Source organism: Neisseria sp. P0014.S009 (assembly GCF_051958155.1).
Lineage (GTDB): Bacteria > Pseudomonadota > Gammaproteobacteria > Burkholderiales > Neisseriaceae > Neisseria > Neisseria flavescens_C.
This window is the reverse complement of sequence record NZ_JBQCVS010000004.1, coordinates 24,365-45,277: the sequence shown is the minus strand read 5'-3', so window position 1 is coordinate 45,277 and position 20,913 is coordinate 24,365. Positions and strand designations below refer to the sequence as shown.

Genomic DNA, 20,913 nt, shown 5'->3' with positions numbered 1-20,913 from the left:
CAAATAAATAAATTCAGGCCGTCTGAATGTTTCAGACGGCCTGTTGTTTGGATTCAAGCAATCAAAATTATTTGATGCTGACTTTACGGATAATCACGGCTTCGGTTGGAACGTCTTGATGATAGCCGCGTGTCGCTGTTTTCACTTTGCTGATTTTACGGACCACGTCCATGCCGGAAGTGACTTTACCGAAAACGGCATAGCCGTAGCCTTGAGGGGTTTTGCTTTTGAAATTCAAAAAGTCGTTGTCGGCCGTATTGATAAAGAACTGGCTGGTTGCTGAATTCGGATCGCCGGTGCGCGCCATGGCGATGGTGCCGACGTTATTTTTCAAGCCGTTGTATGCTTCGTTGGTGATGGCTTTATCGGTGGATTTTTGAACCATTTTCTCGGTAAATCCGCCGCCTTGAATCATAAAATTGTCGATAACGCGGTGGAAAATCGTGTTGTCGTAAAAACCTTTTTTGGCGTAATTGACAAAGTTTGCCACGGTTTTCGGCGCTTTGACTTCATCCAGCTCCAATTGGATGTTGCCCATATTGGTTTCAATCACGGCATGGGTAACCGCTTGCGCCTGCACGGAAAGTGAGAGTGCGAGGGTGCACAGGGTCAGTTTGATGGATTTTTTCATATGTCTTCTCGAATGATGTAGTGTGAAAATGGAATATTAACCTTGTTTCGCGTGAAATCCATAAAAAACATGTAAGATTTTTCAAGCAAAAAACATAAGGCAATCAAATCAGGCCGTCTGAAAAGGGATAAAAACCAAATTCTTGCTTTTTATCATTCCCTTTCAGACGGCCTGCTATTACGGTCAAACCGAAATCAGATTAGAAATCCAACTCCGCTTTCAGCCAATAAGTGCGCGGCATACCGACGACGGCGAAGCTGCGGTCGAATTTGCCGCGCTGTACCTGCCAGTAGTTTTTGTTGAACAGGTTTTCTACCGAGCTGCTGACGGTCAGGGTGTTTTTGCCGAGCTTGGTTTTGTAGCGCGCACCTACGTCAACCAAGGTATAGGACGGGAAGGCGTATTGTTTTTGCGTGTCTTGGTAAGACTTGCCGAAATACGAAACGTTGCCGTTCAGGGTCAAGCCTTTGGCAAACGGGGTATCCCATTCCACGCCCGCTTTGGCGATCACGCGCGGATTGGCGACTTGCACGCCGTTTACCAGCATATCGCGCGAATTTGGATAATCCTTCACGGTTGATTGCAGATACATCAAGCCAAAACTTGGGCGCAAGGTATTGTTCAACAAGTTGGCATAGGTATTGAACTCAATACCGCGATTACGTTCCATGCCTTGCTCGTCGCCGGCCGCGCCGCCTTGCGCTTTATAGCGGGCAAAATCGGAATTGTTGCCGTAGGTCAAGCTGCCGTCGGTATTGGTCTGACCGCGCCAGTAGCCCGGACGCTTGATTTGGAACGCGTTCAACGTGGTCACGAAATTACCCCAGTTTTTGCGCACGCCGACTTCAAACTGACGGCTGACACGTGGTTTGGACATCGTAGTTTCGCCTGAATCATCGGTTTTGATGTCGGCACGCTCCAAATCTTCCATGTAGTTGCCGTAAACGACCAAATCAGGTTGCGGCACCCATGCGGCCATCAGCATCGGGCTGAAGCGTTTGGCATCGCCGCTTTGAACCGGTTTACCCTTTTGAGCCGGTGTCTTGTCGGTGTATTCGACATATTGATAGCGGCCGCCCAAGGTCAGGCGGTATTTGTTGTCGGCAAAGCCCAGTGTATCAGACAAGGCTAAGCTGTTGACTTTGATATTGGCATCAAGATTGGCAGAGCTTTCCCAATCGGTTGCATAGTCCGGTTGGAAAGAATCAAGTTGCGCTGCAATATCGCCGCTTGCAGAAATTTTCGCGCTGCTGCTGCCTGCTGACAAACCGCGCGTAGTGGCACGTTGACGGATAACGCGGTCAAAAGCCGTACTCCAGTTGTGCGTTACAGGGCCGGTTTCAAATTCGCCTCGCGCAGACAGGTTCATACTTAATGTGCGGAAGTATTGGTCGGTCAAACGGGCCGTACCGGTGTTGTAGTCATAGTTGCGGGCCGTTACTTTGCCGCTGGCGTTTGTGTTTTGCGCATCGGTACAAGTACTGGTGGCATTCAAACATACAGTAGGAGAAATCAGCGTACCGTAATAACGCGCTTTGTTGTAGCCGATACCGCCTGTAATCTGTGCATTGTCAAACGCGTCCCATTCAAACGTCAGCATATTGGTTTGGCCGACGGTGTTTTGCCAGTTCCAAGAAGGCAGCAGGTTGGTTTTACCGTCAGGTGCATCAAACAGACGGCCTTGCAGGTTTTGAATGTCCTGCATACGCGCGCGGCCACCGTTGGTTTTGCGTTTCGCGTAGATGGAATCGAACGCCACGCGCAGTTTTTCGCCGCGATAATCGGCATTCAATGCAAATTCTTTGTTGTCTTCGCTGTAGCCGTGGCGCGGGGTATCGCCGTGGCGCAGTTTGCCGTTGGCGCGCACACCGAATTCTTTGTTTTCGCCGAAGCGTTGACCCAAGTCGAACGTACCTTGGGCGCGGTTGTTGCTGAACCAGCCCAAACCGATTTTGCGGTTGCCTTCATCAGCGGCTTTTTTGGTTTCGATATTGACGGAACCAGATACCGCACCTTCAGGATCCATACCGTTTACGGCGGTGGACGCGCCTTTAATCAGTTGCGCGGAGCCGACTTGCACGCTGGCCGTGCCTTGCGTACCGTACATACCGGCCAAGCCGTTGACGCTGAATTGGCGCGCATCAAGTTGGTAACCGCGGAAGTACAGACCGGTCAAAGTATTGCTTTCGCCGCCAAACTGCCAAGTCGAAGCGTCTTTTTTCGCTACGGCATCCACCAAAGTACGCGCTTCGGTGTTGTTGAGGGCTTTTTCGTCGTAATTGACCACAGTAATCGGAGCGGTAAAGGCGTTGGCTTTACCTAACACACCCAAATTCACACGGTCGCGCATATCTCCGTCACTGGCAATAGAATAAGAGCGTGCGGCCTTCACGCGTTTGGCGTCGGCGTGGACTTTGACTTCCTGCACTTCTGCATATGCTTCGGGAGCAGAAGTGGCTTCATCGGCGGCGTAGGCGAATGCACTTGCAACCACAAGCGGCATCAGGGCTAATTTGCTGTTCATAAAATACCTTCTGGTTTGAAATATTAATAATTCTTATATCGAGTAAAAAATTACAAAGTAATTTGGTTTTGCGATTATATTTGATAAGATTTCCGCTTTCCACAAAAACAAATAAGAACCGTTTGTAAACACAAAAAATACAACAGTTCAGAAAACTATTATTACAGTTACCATAGTCAAATAAATTTGCCGTCCTTTCAGACGGCCTTTACTTCCTTTCAGAGAACACCCCATGCAAAAATGGCAAATCGAGCTTTATTCCACGCCGTCTTGGCTATTGCAGACCTTATTGATGGTCGCCGCAGCCTCGGCGGTCATTCTGTTTTTTGCACGCAATACACGCTTCGGGCGCGAGTTTAGCTATATCCTGCGGCTGTGTCTGACGCCGAAAAGTGCAGTTAAAGTATTGCTGCTGATTACGGTGATGATTACGCTGCTGTTAACCGAAGTGCGGCTGAATGTGTTGAGTACCTTTATGTCCAAAGGGCTTTACGACTCGATGCAGGATTTGAACGCCTCTGCGTTTTGGATGTTTGCAGCGATGAACGCAGGCGTGGTGTTGGTGCGGGCGTTCAACAACGTCGTCAACGACTTTCTCGATCAAGGCTTGGCGATTAAATGGTCGGAGCGGCTCAATGAAGTTTTGACTTCACGCTGGCTTGGCGACAAAAACTACTACCGCCTGCAAATGCGCCGCCATGCGCCGGACAACATCGACCAGCGTATCCAACAGGACGCGCAGGATTTCATTGCTTCGACCATAGAATTTGTGCGCGGCATGGTCAATTCAGTCGTTACCTCGCTGGAATTTGCCGTTGTCTTGTGGGGCTTGGCAGGCATCCTGACCGTGTTCGGCTTCGACATTCCGCACGGCATCGTTTGGTTTGTCTATATATTTGTGATTTTGGCAACCTTTATCGCCATGTGGATAGGCAACCCGTTGATTCGTTACAACTATGAGAACGAAAAGCTCAACGGCGACTACCGTTACTCTCTTATCCGCATACGCGACCACGCCGAAAGCGTGGCGTTTTACAGCGGTGAAAAACACGAACACGACCAGCTTTCCGACCGTTTTAAAGCCATTATCCGCAACCGTTGGCGCATTGCGCGACAAAGCGTCTGCCTGAGCGGCTTTAACGATATGTTCACCAACGGCATCAAACTCTTCCCGATTATTTTGCAAGCTCCGCGCCTGTTTGCCGGACAAATCAAAATCGGCGACATCCAGCAGACCGTCCAAGCTTTCGCACGACTGCAAAATGCGCTGTCTTTCTTCCGGATGTTCTACAACAAATTCACCGCCTACCGCGCCCGATTGGAGCGTCTATACGGCTTTTTGCTAAGTACGGAAGAAAAACACACCGCACGACAACCCGACCTTACCGAAGTTTCAGACGGCCTGATCTTAGAAAACGTTGCCCTATACCGTCACAACGGCGAAGTTTTATTAGACGGTATCAATATTAACCTCAAAAGCGGCAATTCCCTGCTGATACGCGGCCCGAGCGGTTGCGGCAAAACTTCGTTGCTACGCACGCTGGCAGGACTTTGGCCTTTCGGCAGCAGCGGTAAAGTCAGCCATCCGCCGCATCAAGACATCCTCTTCCTGCCGCAACGCCCATACACGGCACAAGGCAGCCTGCGCGATGCGATTTGTTACCCCGACATCGACAAACAACATCCGGAACTGATCGAAGCCATGAACACCTGCCGATTAGGTTATCTGGTTGATAAATTAGACAAATCTGATGACTGGCAACACAAACTCTCCCCGGGTGAACTACAACGCGTCGCCTTCGTCCGCGCCCTGCTCTCGCAGCCCAAAGTCATCCTGCTCGACGAAGCCACCGCCGCTTTGGACGAACCGACCGAGGCCCTGCTCTACCGCGCACTGAAACAAAAACTGCCCGACAGCATCATCATCAGCATCGGCCACCGCAGCACGCTCAACGAGTTCCATGATTTTTGCCTCGATGTCGGTCATGTACAATGCTGAATTAATGGCATACCAAAGGCCGTCTGAAACAGTGAAAAACGAAATCAAACGATTTTGTCATCGCCGTTTCAGACGGCCTTTTCAAACGCCATGGCATGTTTATTTGCTATACTCTGCATTGTGTTAACGTCGTCTAAAAAATATTTATGAATACCCTGGCCCTCATTCCACATTACAACCACCCGACCACCATCAGCCACGTTGCCCAAACCATGCGCGGCTTTGGTTTAAACGTTTTAATTGTGGACGACGGTTCACGCGAAGAATGCAAACCTGTATTGCAGGCTTTGGTTTCAGAAGGCATTGATGTCCTTTACCGTCCCATCAACGGCGGTAAAGGCGCAGCGGTCAAAACCGGCTTGGAATACGCTCAAGAACATGGCTATACCCACGTCTTGCAGGTCGATGCAGACGGTCAACACTGCTTGAGCGACACACCCAAACTCCTCGCTGCAGCAGAACAAAATCCCGAAGCCGTTGTTTGTGGCTGGCCGCAATACGGCGATGATGCGCCCAAAGCACGGCTTTACGGACGCAAAATTACCGACTTTTGGAATATGCTGCACACTTGGTCATGCGACATAAAAGACGGCATGTGCGGCTTCCGCCTCTATCCGCTTGCACCCGCACTGTCCGTCGTCCGTGAAGAAACCGTAGGTGACCGCATGGACTTCGATACGGAAATCCTTATCCGCCTCTACTGGCGCGACGTCAAACCGGTTTGGATTAAAACGCCCGTCCAATACGCCGCCGACGGCGTGTCCCACTTCGATGCCTTTGCTGACAATGTCCGCATCAGCAAAATGCACACACGGCTATTTTTCGGTATGTTGAAACACCGATTGGGTAAAGTTTTTGGAAAGGCCGTCTGAAACCATGACCGACAATAAACAAACCCATTGGGCAGCGCAGCCCGAACGCGGCAGCCGCTTGTTTCTCGCTCTGACCACACTGATGGTGCGCTATCTGCCGGCTTTTTTCATGAGGCCGTGCATTTGGTTTGTGGTGCTGTATTTTTATGCAACCGCGCCCAAACCGCGCCGTCATGTCTTACGCTATCAAACCCGTCTTCAGACGACCTTTCCCCATATCGTCCTGCCGAAACACAGCGTATTCAAACAATTCGTCGCATTTGGCGAAGCAGTTTGCGACCGTTTTGCCGTGTGGCAACGCAAAATCCGTTATGAAGATTTGGTAATTGAAGATCCGGACGACATCTATTCACAAGTCAAGCGCAACGAACGCGGCCAGATTTTTGCCTGCTCACACTTGGGCAATACCGAAGTTTGCCGTGCGCTGGTGTCGCACCATAAAAATTTCAGACTCAATGTATTGGTGCACAGCAAACACGCTCAGGCATTTAACGAGGCATTGCAAAAAGCCGGCGCAGATCATATCCGTCTGATTCAGGTGACAGATTTGGACACCACCCTGATGATGGAATTAAACCACCGTATCGAAGACGGCGAATGGATTGCCATCGCGGCCGACCGCGTGCCTGTACGCGGCGAGAAAACCGCCGACATTAATTTCTTAGGCCATACCGCCCCTATGCCGCAAGGTGCATGGCTGTTGGCTTCGCTTCTAAAAACGCAGGTAAACACGCTGTTTTGCGTCAAACAAAACGGCCGCTATCATTTGAAACTGCGTCGCTTTACCGATACTTCCAACTGGAAACGCGGCAACCGTGAGGCTGCCGTCAAAGACGCGATGCAGGGTTTTGCCGACATTTTGGCGCAAGAATGTGCGCAAAATCCGCTACAATGGTTCAATTTTTATGATTTTTGGGGCGAAGACGCCGTCTAAAACCATCACACTCACTCTTTTAAACCATGAAAAAACACATCTACTGCCACCACAGCTTTGAAACCGAAGTTCCTTTTTTTGACGTAGATGCCATGCACATCGTGTGGCATGGCAACTATGTCAAATACCTTGAAACCGCACGTTGCGCTTTTTTGTCTTCCATCGGTTACGACTACAACGAAATGGGACGGCAGGGGTACAGCTGGCCGATTGTGCAGATGAACCTCAAATACATCCGCCCTGCCCGTTTCGGCCAAAAAATCCGCGTTGATATGGACATCGTCGAGATCGAAAGCTGCCTGCGTATCGATTACACCATTTACGATGCCGAAACCAACGAAAAACTAACTCGCGCTTCGACTACCCAAGCCGCAGTATCGCTTTCAGACGGCCTGATGCAGTTTCAAACGCCGGACAGCTGGTTGGAAGCAGTAAAAAGACATCCGACATTTAAGGCCGTCTGAAAAATTTAGCGATTAAACAACATATTGCCTGCTTATCAGCATTACCCTTTATAATTTTACGTTTCTGTTTCAGACGGCCTTTATCCTCAATCCACACACACTTATGCTACTGAACCTCAACCGCTTTGCCTTTCCTGTTTTCTTAAAAGAAACCCGCCTGCTTACCGCCCTCGCCCTGCCTATGCTGTTGGCCCAAGTGGCGCAAGTGGGTATTGGTTTTGTCGATACGGTGATGGCCGGTGGCGCAGGTAAGGAAGATTTGGCCGCGGTGGCTTTGGGCAGCAGCGCATTCTCAACGATTTACATTACCTTTATGGGCGTGATGGCGGCGTTGAACCCGATGATTGCCCAGCTGTACGGCGCAGGTAAAACCGAAGAAGTCGGCAAAACAGGAATGCAGGGCATTTGGTTTGGCTTGTGTTTGGGCGTATTCGGCATGCTGTTGATGTGGGCAATGATTATGCCTTTCCGTCATTGGCTGACATTGAACGATTATGTCGAAGACACGATGGCGCAATATATGTTCTTTACCAGCTTGGCAATGCCGGCCGCTATGATACACCGCGCCCTGCACGCTTATGCCTCCAGCTTGAACCGTCCGCGCGTGATTATGTTGGTCAGCTTTGCGGCATTTGTGTTGAATGTGCCGCTCAACTATGTGTTTGTTTATGGCAAATTCGGTATGCCTGCTTTGGGCGGTGCAGGTTGCGGCGTAGCAACGGCAGCGGTATTTTGGTTCAGCGCATTGGCTTTGTGGCTTTATATTGCCAAAGAAAAATTCTTCCGTCCGTTTGGTTTGACGGCAAAAATCGGCAAACCTGATTTGGCGGCTTTCAAACAGATTTGGAAAATCGGCGCCCCCATCGGCTTGTCTTATTTTTTAGAAGCCAGCGCGTTTTCGTTTATCGTCTTTTTGGTGGCACCATTCGGCGAGGATTATGTTGCCGCCCAACAAGTCGTCATCAGCCTGTCGGGCATCTTGTATATGGTTCCGCAAAGCGTCGGCTCTGCAAGCACGGTACGCGTTGGCTTTTCACTCGGACGGCGCGATTTTTTGCGGGCGCGTTATATTTCAGGCGTGTCGCTGGTGTTGGGCTGGGTACTTGCCACCTGTACCGCACTGCTCTTGGTCATCTTTCGCTTTCAGTTGGCCGGTATGTACACCAACGATGCGGCCGTATTAGGCATTGCCGCGACCGTTTTATTTTTCGCTTCCCTATTCCAACTGGCAGACGCCACCCAATGTATCGCTTCATATGCGCTGCGTGGCTATAAAGTGACCAAAATGCCGATGTTCATCCATGCCGTGGCTTTCTGGGGCTGCGGCCTGTTGCCCGGCTACCTGCTTGCCTATCATGCCAATATGGGTATTTACGGCTTCTGGACCGCGCTGACCGTTTCGCTGACGATTGCCGCCATTGCATTGGTATGGTGCTTGGAGCTTTGCAGTAAAGAGATGGTCAAATCACATAAGGCCGTCTGAAAAATACAAGCAGTCTTTCTCCAATGATTGCGCCATTTAATCAACGAATTCCTATTTTAAAGTTAAACCCATGCAACCCATCCAATACCAAACCGACCTTACCCCTTACAACACTTTCGGCCTGAAAACCCAAGCCCAAGCATTTGTTGCACTAAAACATTCCGACGAGTTGCGCGACATCGTCCGACTGCCCGAGTTCGACCGAGATACTGTTTTATGGCTCGGCGGCGGCAGCAATATCCTTTTGATGGAGGACTACGCCGGTCTGGTTGTGCATATGGAAAACAAGGGAATACGCGAAATTGAGTGTTCAGATGGCCTGGTTTATATCGAAGCTCAGGCTGGGGAAATTTGGCATGATTTTGTTTTGCATACGGTTGAACTGGGTTTAAGCGGGCTGGAAAACCTCAGCCTGATTCCGGGCACGGTCGGCGCGTCTCCGGTACAAAACATCGGTGCATACGGCGTTGAAGTCAAAGATGTTATCCATAGCGTACGCTGCTTTGATTTGGATACGGAAACCTTTGTCGAGCTTTCCAATGCCGACTGTGACTTTGCCTATCGTGAAAGCCTGTTCAAACAGGAAGGCAAAGGCCGTTATGTGATTGTTTCGGTTGTATTTGCGTTGAAAGAGCATTTTGTGCCGAACTTGGGCTATGGCGATTTGGCGGCAGCGGTTGCCGAACTGAGCCAAGGCCGAGAAGCAACAGCCAAAGATGTTTCCGACGCAGTGTGTTCAATCCGCAACAGTAAACTGCCTAATCCTAACGTACTTGGTAATGTCGGAAGTTTCTTTAAAAACCCTGTTGTCAGCGCTGAAAAAGCTGCCGATTTGTTACAGCAATACCCCAATATGCCACGCTATCCGCAGCCTGACGGTTCGGTCAAACTCGCGGCCGGCTGGCTGATTGACCAATGCCGTCTGAAAGGCCATCAGATCGGCGATGCGGCAGTGCATGACAGACAGGCTTTGGTTTTGGTGAATAAAAACAATGCATCCGCGCAAGATGTCCATCAGCTGGCACAATATGTTTGTAATACAGTATTTACTCAATTTCAGGTAGAATTACACGCAGAACCCAACTGGCTGCCGACTTCATACAGCCTATAAAACAAAGGAGTGTATCCCATGCCGCGCATTGCTAAAGTCAACACTTACACACGAATCATCAATGCCAGCCTCGCCTTGTTCAACGAAGAAGGCGAGCGCAATATCAGCACTAACCATATTGCCGCCCACTTGGGCATCAGCCCAGGCAACCTCTACTACCATTTCCGCAACAAAGACGAAATCATCGTCCAATTGTTTAAACGTTACAGCGATGCCCTGCTTGCCTACCTTAACGAAGCCGTATTGCCGTCTAATGTTGAAGACTCCATCAACTACATGGCCGGTATTTATGATGTGATGTGGGAATACCGTTTCCTTTTCAGCGATGTGAACACCCTGCTTGCCCGCAGTGCCGAATTATTGGGCGAACACAATACCTTTACCCAAGCCAAAGTTTCCCCGCTGTTGGTCAACCTGCTGACCCAGCTCAACGGCTTGAACATCATCAGCGCAGACCAAACCGCCATGAACGACCTTGCCGTCAATATGTGGATGGTGACGAAATACTGGTTCGACTTCGACAGCTCCCTGCGCGGCCGCGCCAAGTTGACCGAAGATTCCAAAGTACGGGGCATCAGCCGCACACTCAGCCTGTTGCGCCCTTACCTCCTGCCGGAACACCGTGCCAAATTCGACCAAAAAATCGGCAGCAACCATTGATTTTTCCATACAAAGGCCGTCTGAAAACGTGGCTTTAACCAAGTTAAAGCTATTTTCAGACGGCCTGTTAATTTTCGGATGCTTTATTTATGCACCTTCCCGATATTTCCATTCTCGGCTTAGGCTATCTCGGCCTACCGCTAGCGCAAAAATGTTATGAACAAGGCAGTCAGGTAGCCGCCATCAAACGCAACCTGACCTCCGACGACATCAATCTGCCGATTGAACTCGACATCATCGATTTAAACCAAAACGATATTTTTCACAGTTCGACTTTATGGCAAAACCATATCAACAAGCCGGCATGGTTCTGCCTGCTTCCGCCTTCGTCATTAAACCATTACGCCGATACCCTGAAAAAATGGATTCAACTTGCCGAGCAATCTAAGGTACAACACATCATCTTTACCAGCAGCACCAGCGTGTATGGCGACCAAGCACGCATATGCGATGAAACCACGCCGCCCGATCCGCAAGCCGAATCCGCCCGTCAAATCCTCGCAATCGAGCAAGCCTTATTTGAAAGCGCCGTCCCCCATATCGACATACTGCGACTGGGCGGACTTTATTCTGCCGACCGTCATCCCGTTACCAAGCTGGTTCAAAAAACACGCATTCAAGGCGGCAATCAACCCGTCAATATTCTTCATAAAGACTTGGCCGTCCAAGTCCTTTTTCAGACGGCCTGCCAAGCTGACGGCAAGCGTATCCGCAATATTGTCGAACCCCGTCACCCAAGCCGGGCTGAATTTTATACTGCCGAAGCGGCCAAACTCGGGCTGCCGGCTCCTGATTTCATCGTTGATGACAAAAGCAACGGCAAAATTGTAAATACCGTTTGCGCAGACGGGCTAAGCCTGTAAAATTGCGACTCAACCCATTAATCCGTTTCAGACGGCATTTAGAGTAAACCATGTCCGCCCTATTTCCCCTTATCAACCACCTGATACAGCAAAATCCAGAGCAACAGCGCGAGCTGTCTGAATTTGCAGGCAGTATCATCTGCATCAGCCTAACCGGTTTCAGACTGACCGGACGCATCAGCGAACAAGGTCTTCTTGAAACCGCACACGAAACCGCCGACACCAACATCACATTCCACAACAGCGCCATCCAAAAAATCCTCCAAGGCGGTCAGCCCGGCGTGGGCGACATCAGCCTCGAAGGCGACTTGGTATTGGGTATGTCCGTCCTTCCTATTTTGGGTGGACTGCGCTATTATCCGAGCGAAGATTTGGCGCGTGTATTCGGCCATGTGGCCGCAGAAAGCATCAGTTCGCGCGCCGGCGACATCGGCCGCACCATGAAAAAAATCGGCAAAAGCATTGCCGAGCAAATCAGCGACTTTTCACGCGAACCCGAATCCCCTGTTATCGACCAAGCCACGCTTGCCGCATGGTTGGAAGAAGTGGACAAACTGCGTGACGACGTTGCCCGCCTAAACGAACGCCTCGACCGCCTCGAGCGCGATATCTGGATAGATTAGACACTTAATTTCAGACGGCCTACTATCATGAAAAGCCCATTTAAAAACATCGGTATCGTTACACGTCCCAATACGCCCGAAATTCAAGATACCGTCCACACATTGGTTTCTTTTCTGCGCGAAAACGGCTTTACCATCTATCTAGATGAATTGAGCGTAGAAGAACACTGCGTCTATATCCAAGATTCCGCATACTGCGAAACCGTAAACAAAGCCCAGCTGGGCAAATACTGCGACCTCGTTGTTGTACTCGGCGGCGACGGCACCTTCCTCTCCGCCGCCCGCGAAGTCGCCCCGCGCGCCGTCCCCATCATCGGCATCAATCAAGGCCACTTGGGCTTTCTTACCCAAATCTCACGCGACACCATGGTTGAGGGCATCCGCCCCGTACTGGAAGGCAAATATCTGCCTGAAGAGCGCATCCTCATTGAAGCCAGCATCATTCGTGACGGCGAAACCATCGAACGCGCCCTCGCCCTCAACGACACCGTACTGTCTCGTGGTGGCGCAGGTCAAATGATTGAATTTGAAGTATTTATCAATCAAGAATTTGTCTATACCCAACGTTCGGACGGTCTGATTATTTCCACGCCGACAGGTTCGACTGCCTACGCGCTTGCCGCCGGCGGCCCCATCATGCAAGCCGGCCTGCACGCCTTCACGCTTGTGCCTATCTGCCCGCAATCCATGACCAACCGCCCGATTGCCATCTCCGACACCAGCGTGATCGAAATCCTCATTACCAAAAGCGGCGACGCACGCGCACACTTTGACGGACAATCCCATATCGACGTGCAAAACTTCGACCGCATCATCATCCGCCGCTATCACAACCCCTTGCGTGTCCTCCATCCCACCGATTACCAATACTTCAAAACCCTGCGCCAAAAGCTGCATTGGGGCGAACAATTGATTTAAACAACTTCAATAAACAGGCTTACCATGAAAACCATTTCAAAAACCTTAATCATCGCGCTGTGTGCCCTTTCCTCCCTCTCCGTCTCCGCACACGGCATGCATAAAAGCAAACCCTTGTCCTTTGAAGAGTTACCGAAAATCTGTCAGCAATACTTTACCCGCGCAGATGCGTGTTACCAAAAAGCAGGAGATAAAGCATCGTTCCAACGCGACAACACAAAATACCTGCGCCAAATCCTACCTGCCGCCGATGTAGGCCAACGTGAACGCATGTGCCAAATTGCCATGGATACATTCGCTGAAAAAACAAAAAACTTGAGCTGCGAATAAAGACCTTTGTCTTAGCTCTAGCAATTTCTGATTCCATACAAAGGCCGTCTGAAACATTGGATTGTTTCAGACGGCCTAATTACAAGATTCTTACTTTCTTAAGAAGAAACCACAAAATTCACTATATGCGCTTCACTGTAATCAGGGATTTCCAGCTTTTCTATCATGCGGTGTAACACATCATTCGGCACAGAATGTTCGCGGTTACGGTTTTGCGATAGTAATTGCGTGTAAGGAACTTCCAAATAAATGAGATGCACGCGTGCGCCGTAATCGGCAAACATCGGCAGCCATTTGCTGCGCAGGTCGCGGTTAAGATTGGTCGCATTAAAGACAAATGACGTACGGGCTCGCAGGTATTCTTTTGCCTGCTCTTTACCCAAACGCACTGCTTCGGCGGTATGTTTGGAATCTGCAGGATTGAGTTTGCGTTCACGGCGAATCTCATCCAGCGATAGCATGGGCAGATGGGCAAGATGTTGCCTGATGTAACTGTCTTTACCGCTACCTGCTATGGCACACATGGCATACACATCAAAGGTTCGATCATCAAATGGCTGATAATCCGGCATTTCACTACGGCCGTTAAGATAGAGATAGCGTCCGTAGTCGCTGGCAAAAGTACGAGCCTTACCCCAACAAACATTTTCTTCACAGAGTTCACGAAACAAATCAATGCGCAGCAAAATATCCTGTTGGTCGCAACATACACGACCCAGTACATCAGCTTTAGCAAGCATGGCAAGATGTGCAGTGTTGACCTGCAAACTGGCAGCTATGACGGCTCGCTCAGGATTAGGCTTGTTAATCGCCCATAAGGGCAATCCGTGCAAGCGCACGAGTTTGGCGATTACTTCTCTTACGGCAAACGAAGCGGCAAGTTCGGTATACAGCAAAGTACGGGCGGTATGCTCGCCTTTTTTTGCGTGATGCGGCGAGACAATCCGCTCTTTGCCGTTTTCAATTTCACGCTTGGTCGTACTGCGTTTTTCCACATCATGCAGCATGGCGGCAGCAAACAGAATATGCTGCTCCTGTTCATCAAGCGCTTGAAACTCGGGCAGTTGTAAAAGGGCTTCGCACACCATTTTGGTATGCGTAAATACGTCGCCTTCGGCATGCCACTCAGGGTCTTGCGGAACGTCCTTCATATCGGCAAACCAACTGAAACGACGTTCTAAGGCTTGCCAATCAGGAAGTTGGCCGGGTATGTAATATGGAAATGTCCACATAATTGTCTTTCTTATTATTGGATCATTGGACTTCAGGCCGTCTGAAACTGCCAGCTTTGCCAATGGTATTTGTCGTAATCGATAAGACGAGCAGGCTTCCAAGTTTTCGTCCAATGAACGTCGGTTTTAACATGTTTGGCTCGTACCAATTTGAAAAGATTGTCGAATTCATTGGATTGAACAGGCAGGTTGCCGTTGTTGGTGGCAAAATCAGCGGCGTTCCGGATAACGAAACCTTCACTGCACGCTGCTCCTGTGTTCGGATCATAGCCGCCAAGCTTGCCTGCAGTTTGTACGCTGTCCGTCCACGGCTCTCCCAAATTGGCGGCAAGCCATTGCGCTAAAGCAAGATCTTCATTGGCGTATTTTTGAGTGAAATCTGCAAGCGGCTGGATAATGGGGATTTCTGGCACAGTCGGGAAATCAAACAGCTGCGCATAAAATTTAACCTCTTCCCATGAAAGCCAATGTCCGCCACGGCGGACTGCAAACAGGTAAAAATAGCTTTCCAGTTGCGAATAGGCAATCGAATGAATGCCATACATATTCTCGCCAAAAAGTTCCAGATCGCCTAAATCATCTTTGATTTGCTGCCATCGTTGCAGCAAAGGTTTATCCCACGGGTGCTGGGTAGGCGCAGCATGACTACGGGCATAGAGGCCGTGCGCGGCAAAGCAGTTATTTTGCCCATCTAATTTTTCGGTTAAAACCAACTTCGGCAGCTCGGCAAAATATGAAAGAAAGCCGCGCGGCATAAAGCGGTCGTCTGAAGTCGTGCCTAGGCTGATGGGCGCGTGTAGGCTGCGAGCGTATTTTTGAGGTTCAGTTGTCGTCATAATATTTTTCCTTTTTATTCATTTTTTAATTTTCTTTTCAAGTATTCCCAGCGACTTGTTATATCTTCCCCACCATATTTCCTTGCTTGGAAACCAAAAGTTGGTCGATTTTCAAGTTTTCGGTATCGATGATTTCAAACTTATAACCGGCATAAACCAAAAAATCCGTACGCTTCGGGATTTTGCGCAGGGAATACATCATAAAGCCGGCGATGGTTTCGTAGTTTTCCGAATTGGGAAACTCTTCAATATCCAGTGCGCGCATGACATCGGTAAGCGGCGTGGCACCGTCCACCAACCATGTATCTTCGGTACGGCGGATGATTTGCGGCTCTTCTTCGGTATTAACCAGCTCGCCCATCACAATGCTCATCACATCTTTCAGCGTTACCACGCCGACCACCAGCGCGTATTCGTTCACCACTACGGCAAAGTCTTCGCCGGAAGTCTTGAAGGTTTCCAAGACATCGTAAAGCGACAGCGTGTCGGGAATGAACAAGGCTTTACGCAACACGCGCTTGTCGGTCAGGCGGACGTCTTTTTCTTTTAAAAATAAAGTCAGCAGCGTATGCGATTCGATATAGCCGATGACGCGCTCCAAGTCGCCGTCACACACGAGGAATTTGTTGTGCGGTTTGTCCGACATCATTTCCAACACGGTATCGCTGCCGTCGTTTTTATCGAAATAGGCGATGTATTCGCGCGTGCTCATGGTGGAAGTGACCGTACGCTCCTGCATATCGAAAATGTTTTCAATCAGATAGTGCTCTTGTTCTTTCAATACACCAGCCTGTGCACCAGCATCAACAACGGCATAAATATCTTCCGAGGTCAGCTGCTCCTGACGGACGGTTGAGATTTTGAAGAGTTTGAATATTGCGTTTGCCAACCCGTCAAAAACCCAGACAAGGGGTTTTAAGATAAAAATCAGAAACATCATCGGACGCACAATGCGTACCGCCACCGCTTCGGGATGGGTCATTGCCATACGCTTGGGCATCAGGTCGGCAATTAAAATAAAGCTGCCTGTAACCAGCGAGAAAGTCAGTAAAGAGGCAACTGTGCTGCCCCAACTGCCTGCGTTCTCCAACAGCTTGCCAAAATACGGACGTATTGCCGCCTCGCCGACAATACCGGCAAGAATGGCGACGGCGTTCAATCCGATTTGGACGACAGTAATAAAACTGCCTGGCTGCTGCTGCATATTGATTACGTCAAGCGCGCGCGTATCGCCGCCGTCTTTCGCCATGACCTGCAATTTGATTTTGCGTGCCGAAGCCAGCGCGAGTTCGGAACAGGACACAAACGCGCTAATAACAATCAGCAGGCACAATAATAGTAAGGCTTCAAAAATATTCATGAAAATGTGTGTGTGTATGGTATAGGTTAAAAATATTCAAACAGCAAAGGCCGTCTGAAAAATTCAATTTGATCTTAGATTTGCGTTTTATTTGTCAGTGATGCGTGAAGCAAATGATGGTATTGAAATAAATTTTACTTAAAAGTAAGTCATATTTTTTCAGATAATCTTGCGGAAAACCTCATTATTTATACAGATAAGGCACGACACTTACCTTCAATATTTCTATCAACTCTTCATCCATGTATCTGTAATCATCAGGAATATCTAAAACAATCATTTCCTTATATTGCAAAGCACGGGGAAACTGTGCCAGCAGACGGCTCTTATGTTTTTGTTCCATCACGAAAATCTTATCCGCCCATGCGATGTCGTCTATGGAAACAGTATGCCGCGCATTGGGGCTGGTCCCTGCAGAACGTGCCTGTACATTTGGATAACGTCGAAATACGGTTTCAGCGGTAGGACTGCGCCATTGGTTACGACTACAAATAAAAAGTGCATTCATAAAAATTAAAAAAGGCGGAAAATATCCGCCTTGTAAAAACCATCTCGATTGAATCGAAAATGTATCTTTTGAGTTAGTCAAACCATTCAGCATCAAATTCATGCTGTCTGAACGGATAAATAAAACCCAATTTTTGTGCACGTTTGATTTTATTGCTGCGGAGATATATCAAATCCCACTTTTTTTCAGGTTTATATTTCAAAGGATTTTTGCCATGTACACGATGACTGGGGCGTTGCTCTTGATGTCGTCGCCATGCACGGCTACGACTTTGATCTAAATTGTCCATTATCTGCTTTCTAATTTTGTTTCGGAAATCGGGTTCAGCAGCCGCGATTTTTATGTATTCGATTATTCGGCAAGAAAATAGGGTAACAAAATTATAGCGAAACTGAAGATATAATGCCAATATTAAACAATTTATTAGGCTCAAAATAGCCAAAGGCCGTCTGAAACTTGAGACACATTTATTGTTTTAATCATCCAGCGCATCTTCATCCAAGGATTTCAACCATTTCAGCTTTTCGCCAATTTTGATTTCCAGCCCGCGAGGGACAGGTTGATAGAAATCAGGTTCGTACAAGCCGTCGGGCATATAGCTTTCTCCAGCGGCGTAGGCATTGGGCTCGTCATGGGCATAGCGGTATTCGCGTCCGTAGCCCAATTCTTTCATCAACTTGGTCGGCGCATTGCGCAGGTGGACGGGCACTTCGTCGCTGGCATTTTCTTTGACGAAACGGCGCATTTGGTTGTATGCCTTATAACCTGCATTGGATTTGGCGGCGGCGGCAAGGTACAACACGGCTTGCGCCAAAGCAAGCTCCCCTTCTGGCGAACCTAAACGCTCATAGGTAGCGGCGGCATCATTGGCAATCGTTAAGGCGCGCGGGTCGGCAAGTCCGATGTCCTCCCACGCCATGCGCACGATGCGGCGGGCGAGGTAGCGCGGGTCGGTGCCGCCATCGAGCATACGGCAGAACCAATACAGCGCGGCATTCGGATGCGAACCACGCACGGATTTGTGCAGGGCGGAGATTTGGTTGTAGAAACTCTCGCCGCCTTTGTCGAAACGGCGGATTTGCGCCCCGAGACTGTCGGCGAGAAATTCGGCAGTTAATTTTTTCAGACGACGTGTGTCGGCGGCGCGTAAAAGTTGTTCTAATAAATTCAACAATCTGCGCGCATCGCCGTCGGCGGTATTGACGAGCAGCTCCTGCGCATCGGCTTCAATCGTGAAATCTCGGTATTCAGGCAAAGCCAATACTTTGGTAATCAGCTTCTTCAGGTCGTCTGAAGACAAGGATTGCAAGACATACACCTGCGCCCTGCTAAGTAAAGCCGGATTGACTTCAAATGACGGGTTTTCCGTGGTGGCGCCGATAAAGGTTAATAAGCCGCTTTCGACATAAGGCAAAAATGCGTCCTGCTGCGCTTTGTTGAAGCGGTGTACCTCGTCAACAAACAAAATCGTCGCGCGCCCTTGCTGCAAGGCAATTTCGGCCTTGTCGATTGCCTCGCGTATGTCTTTCACGCCGGAGAATACGGCGGAAACAGGCAGAAACTGGGCATTGAAACTCTGCGCCAAAATCCGCGCCAACGTCGTCTTGCCCACGCCCGGCGGCCCCCACAGCAACATAGAATGCGGCTTCCCGCCTTCCACCGCCACGCGCAAAGGTTTACCTTCGCCGATTAAGTGCTGCTGCCCGATGACATCGTCTAAAGAATGCGGGCGCAGGCGTTCGGCAAGCGGCGCATCAGGTTGGCGGGTAAAGAGGTCGGACATGGCGGTTTCCGTGAAAGAGGGTTTTCAGACGACGTGGATTATAGCAGGTCGTCTGAAAACGGACGGATGGTAAAGGAAATAATAAAGACAGGATACATCACAACCGTCATTCCCGCGCAGGCGGGAATCCACTTGTGAATTTCAGTTAATTGATTTTTATGGCTTTGCTTATCCTCAAAGATGGATTCCCGCCTGCGCGGGAATGACGGCATAGGTTTGCCATAACCTACTGGCAGATTTTTTTGTCCGTGTATCCTATATCAGGATGACCATCCTTGTTTCTTGGCGAATCATGATTACAGCTGCCGTAATGAATCTGGATTGACATATTTTTTGCATTGGATTGTATCGGCAGGATAGGTTGGACATTGAAATTATTCAAGCCGGCATTGGATTGGGCGTTAAGGTCATTTTTGAATCTAACGTCCGTATTAATATCAATTGCTGGATTGTCATGACCGGTATTGTCAGGATTACTGTCGTCATTGCCATCAGTATCGGTACTGATATAACTTTCCGGCATGATTTGCAAGGCTTTTCCGCTGATGACGATACATTCTTTACGTAATTGTTCTTTTTTTCTATTTCTTTCTTTTTGTTGTTCTTCTTTGGTGTCATCAACAGTTAGGGTATTGTCAACAGTTGGCGGACAGAAAACTTTAGTATCGCCCAAATTCCATGCCATGTAGCCGAATAGGGCGTTATTACGTTGTTCAAAGTGCGGGGAACAGTCAATGTCTTTTTCTTTTTTTTCTGTTTCCGAAAGCGCAGAACATTTAAATTTTTGTTTTAATTTAAGCAAGTCATTTTTATCAATGCCGTTGGCTTCTTGAGAGCCGTTGTTTTGTTGGAAGTTGTTGTGCAGTAAATACCATGAAGAATCTGAGCGAAACTCAACATAATGTATAGGGTATAAAACTTTTGCTTTTTCGCTATAAAACATAAGGATAAGAATGATAAATGCATTAACAGGGAGACATGCAATAAAAAAATTTTTTTTAATACTTTACTAGATAAATAAGCTATAAGACTAAATAAAAACGCAATAAAACAGAAGACTACGAAGTTCGAAAATGAAAAAGATATTATATTCAAGAATATTAAAATTAAATATATTATTGCAAAAAGTACAATTATAATAGACCATCCTTCTAGTTTATATGATGGAATATCATTTTTAATACCTTCTGGATTTGCTAAACAAAATATAAAGTAAAGTAATGCATAAATTATAAGGAAAATTATTCCAAAAGAAATAGATATTGTTAATAAATTTGCTGCATTCGCTATTACATCAGGGAAAATACTTAACTGACCTATATTAAGAAGATAAGAATATATAGTAATTCCACCAATAAATATTCCATATACTGAAAAAATACCTAATAATTTGCTGATGATTTTCAAATAATCAGACAGTTTTCTTTGCTCTTTTGGTTGCTCAACTGTATCAGCTTGTTTCATTTCTTCTTGTTTTGCAGCATCATTGTTTTCTGCGGCATTTTCATCTGCCTTATTTGAGTTTTTATTTTCGCTTGCGCACATCCATTCCGTAATCTTTTTAAAAAATTTACATAAGCATGTTGATTCATCTGTATTCTGTACATCATCTTTTGATTCAGGCTGTTTATTTTCAGCAGTATGCTCTGAATGCTCTTGAATACCTTCGTCAGCCATTTTCTCTTGATTCTCTTTAGGGTTTTGCGTGTTTTCGTTTGAGTTAGCCATTGATCAATCCTCTATTTTCCCAAAAAAAAACGGATTATACCCCGACTTTCCCCA

21 protein-coding genes are annotated in these 20,913 nt (G+C 48.2%); 11 read left to right on the top strand and 10 right to left on the bottom strand.

Annotated elements, in window-relative coordinates:
- Positions 1-67 precede the first annotated feature (67 nt).
- Both ACTHS4_RS04665 and ACTHS4_RS04660 read right to left on the bottom strand, forming a co-directional pair.
- Complete coding sequence (locus tag ACTHS4_RS04665) at positions 68-631, bottom strand: peptidylprolyl isomerase (protein WP_440365552.1); 564 nt, start codon at positions 629-631, stop codon at positions 68-70.
- 199 nt (positions 632-830) lie between these two features.
- Positions 831-3,155: a TonB-dependent receptor gene (locus ACTHS4_RS04660; protein WP_440365551.1), complete on the bottom strand. Its 2,325-nt coding sequence runs from the start codon at positions 3,153-3,155 to the stop codon at positions 831-833.
- A gap of 232 nt (positions 3,156-3,387) precedes the next feature.
- Between ACTHS4_RS04660 and ACTHS4_RS04655 the strand changes: the two genes are divergently transcribed.
- The 11 genes from ACTHS4_RS04655 to ACTHS4_RS04605 all read left to right on the top strand — a co-directional run bounded on the left by ACTHS4_RS04655 (position 3,388) and on the right by ACTHS4_RS04605 (position 13,412).
- A complete protein-coding gene (locus tag ACTHS4_RS04655) occupies positions 3,388-5,154 on the top strand; it encodes an ABC transporter ATP-binding protein/permease (RefSeq protein ID WP_440365550.1) in 1,767 nt (588 codons plus the stop codon).
- 146 nt (positions 5,155-5,300) lie between these two features.
- Positions 5,301-6,026, top strand: coding sequence for a glycosyltransferase family 2 protein (locus ACTHS4_RS04650; RefSeq protein ID WP_440365549.1), 726 nt, complete (start codon positions 5,301-5,303; stop codon positions 6,024-6,026).
- Positions 6,027-6,030: 4 nt separating this feature from the next.
- Positions 6,031-6,960 carry an LpxL/LpxP family acyltransferase gene (locus tag ACTHS4_RS04645; RefSeq protein WP_440365548.1) on the top strand — a complete coding sequence of 310 codons (930 nt, stop codon included), beginning with the start codon at positions 6,031-6,033 and terminating at the stop codon, positions 6,958-6,960.
- 26 nt (positions 6,961-6,986) lie between these two features.
- On the top strand, positions 6,987-7,424 hold the full coding sequence (locus tag ACTHS4_RS04640) for an acyl-CoA thioesterase (RefSeq protein WP_440365547.1): 438 nt from the start codon (positions 6,987-6,989) through the stop codon (positions 7,422-7,424).
- A gap of 103 nt (positions 7,425-7,527) precedes the next feature.
- Positions 7,528-8,907: an MATE family efflux transporter gene (locus tag ACTHS4_RS04635; protein WP_070764994.1), complete on the top strand. Its 1,380-nt coding sequence runs from the start codon at positions 7,528-7,530 to the stop codon at positions 8,905-8,907.
- Positions 8,908-8,977: 70 nt separating this feature from the next.
- Positions 8,978-10,018: a UDP-N-acetylmuramate dehydrogenase gene (gene murB / locus ACTHS4_RS04630; protein WP_070826926.1), complete on the top strand. Its 1,041-nt coding sequence runs from the start codon at positions 8,978-8,980 to the stop codon at positions 10,016-10,018.
- A gap of 18 nt (positions 10,019-10,036) precedes the next feature.
- Entirely contained in the window at positions 10,037-10,678 is a 642-nt protein-coding gene (locus ACTHS4_RS04625) for a TetR/AcrR family transcriptional regulator (RefSeq protein WP_070826925.1), read from the top strand.
- A gap of 89 nt (positions 10,679-10,767) precedes the next feature.
- The gene (locus ACTHS4_RS04620; RefSeq protein WP_049332491.1) at positions 10,768-11,541 is read left to right on the top strand and encodes a hypothetical protein; all 774 of its coding nucleotides are present in this window, start codon (positions 10,768-10,770) and stop codon (positions 11,539-11,541) included.
- Between the two features lie 50 nt (positions 11,542-11,591).
- A complete protein-coding gene (locus ACTHS4_RS04615) occupies positions 11,592-12,164 on the top strand; it encodes a ubiquinone biosynthesis accessory factor UbiJ (protein ID WP_070826924.1) in 573 nt (190 codons plus the stop codon).
- 27 nt (positions 12,165-12,191) lie between these two features.
- Positions 12,192-13,082: an NAD(+) kinase gene (locus ACTHS4_RS04610; RefSeq protein WP_039863638.1), complete on the top strand. Its 891-nt coding sequence runs from the start codon at positions 12,192-12,194 to the stop codon at positions 13,080-13,082.
- Positions 13,083-13,106: 24 nt separating this feature from the next.
- A complete protein-coding gene (locus ACTHS4_RS04605; RefSeq protein ID WP_070585645.1) occupies positions 13,107-13,412 on the top strand; it encodes a hypothetical protein in 306 nt (101 codons plus the stop codon).
- Between the two features lie 98 nt (positions 13,413-13,510).
- Here ACTHS4_RS04605 and ACTHS4_RS04600 read toward each other — a convergent pair whose 3' ends face one another.
- The 8 genes from ACTHS4_RS04600 to ACTHS4_RS04565 form a co-directional block, all read right to left on the bottom strand.
- On the bottom strand, positions 13,511-14,644 hold the full coding sequence (locus tag ACTHS4_RS04600; RefSeq protein ID WP_070826923.1) for an AAA family ATPase: 1,134 nt from the start codon (positions 14,642-14,644) through the stop codon (positions 13,511-13,513).
- Between the two features lie 32 nt (positions 14,645-14,676).
- Entirely contained in the window at positions 14,677-15,480 is an 804-nt protein-coding gene (locus tag ACTHS4_RS04595) for an RNA ligase family protein (protein ID WP_283122313.1), read from the bottom strand.
- Positions 15,481-15,538: 58 nt separating this feature from the next.
- Positions 15,539-16,840 (bottom strand): hemolysin family protein, encoded by a 1,302-nt coding sequence (locus ACTHS4_RS04590; RefSeq protein ID WP_070826921.1) that lies wholly within the window; start codon positions 16,838-16,840, stop codon positions 15,539-15,541.
- Positions 16,841-17,024: 184 nt separating this feature from the next.
- On the bottom strand, positions 17,025-17,450 hold the full coding sequence (locus ACTHS4_RS04585; RefSeq protein ID WP_283122312.1) for a low molecular weight protein tyrosine phosphatase family protein: 426 nt from the start codon (positions 17,448-17,450) through the stop codon (positions 17,025-17,027).
- On the bottom strand, positions 17,422-17,637 hold the full coding sequence (locus tag ACTHS4_RS04580) for a hypothetical protein (RefSeq protein WP_003679777.1): 216 nt from the start codon (positions 17,635-17,637) through the stop codon (positions 17,422-17,424). The genes ACTHS4_RS04585 and ACTHS4_RS04580 overlap by 29 nt, the downstream gene beginning before the upstream one ends.
- Before the next feature lie 186 nt (positions 17,638-17,823).
- The gene (locus ACTHS4_RS04575) at positions 17,824-19,131 is read right to left on the bottom strand and encodes a replication-associated recombination protein A (protein ID WP_070826918.1); all 1,308 of its coding nucleotides are present in this window, start codon (positions 19,129-19,131) and stop codon (positions 17,824-17,826) included.
- A gap of 226 nt (positions 19,132-19,357) precedes the next feature.
- Positions 19,358-19,933, bottom strand: coding sequence for a hypothetical protein (locus ACTHS4_RS04570; RefSeq protein ID WP_440365546.1), 576 nt, complete (start codon positions 19,931-19,933; stop codon positions 19,358-19,360).
- Positions 19,921-20,859: a hypothetical protein gene (locus tag ACTHS4_RS04565; RefSeq protein ID WP_440365545.1), complete on the bottom strand. Its 939-nt coding sequence runs from the start codon at positions 20,857-20,859 to the stop codon at positions 19,921-19,923. Before ACTHS4_RS04565 ends, ACTHS4_RS04570 begins: the two co-directional genes overlap by 13 nt.
- Positions 20,860-20,913: the final 54 nt, after the last annotated feature.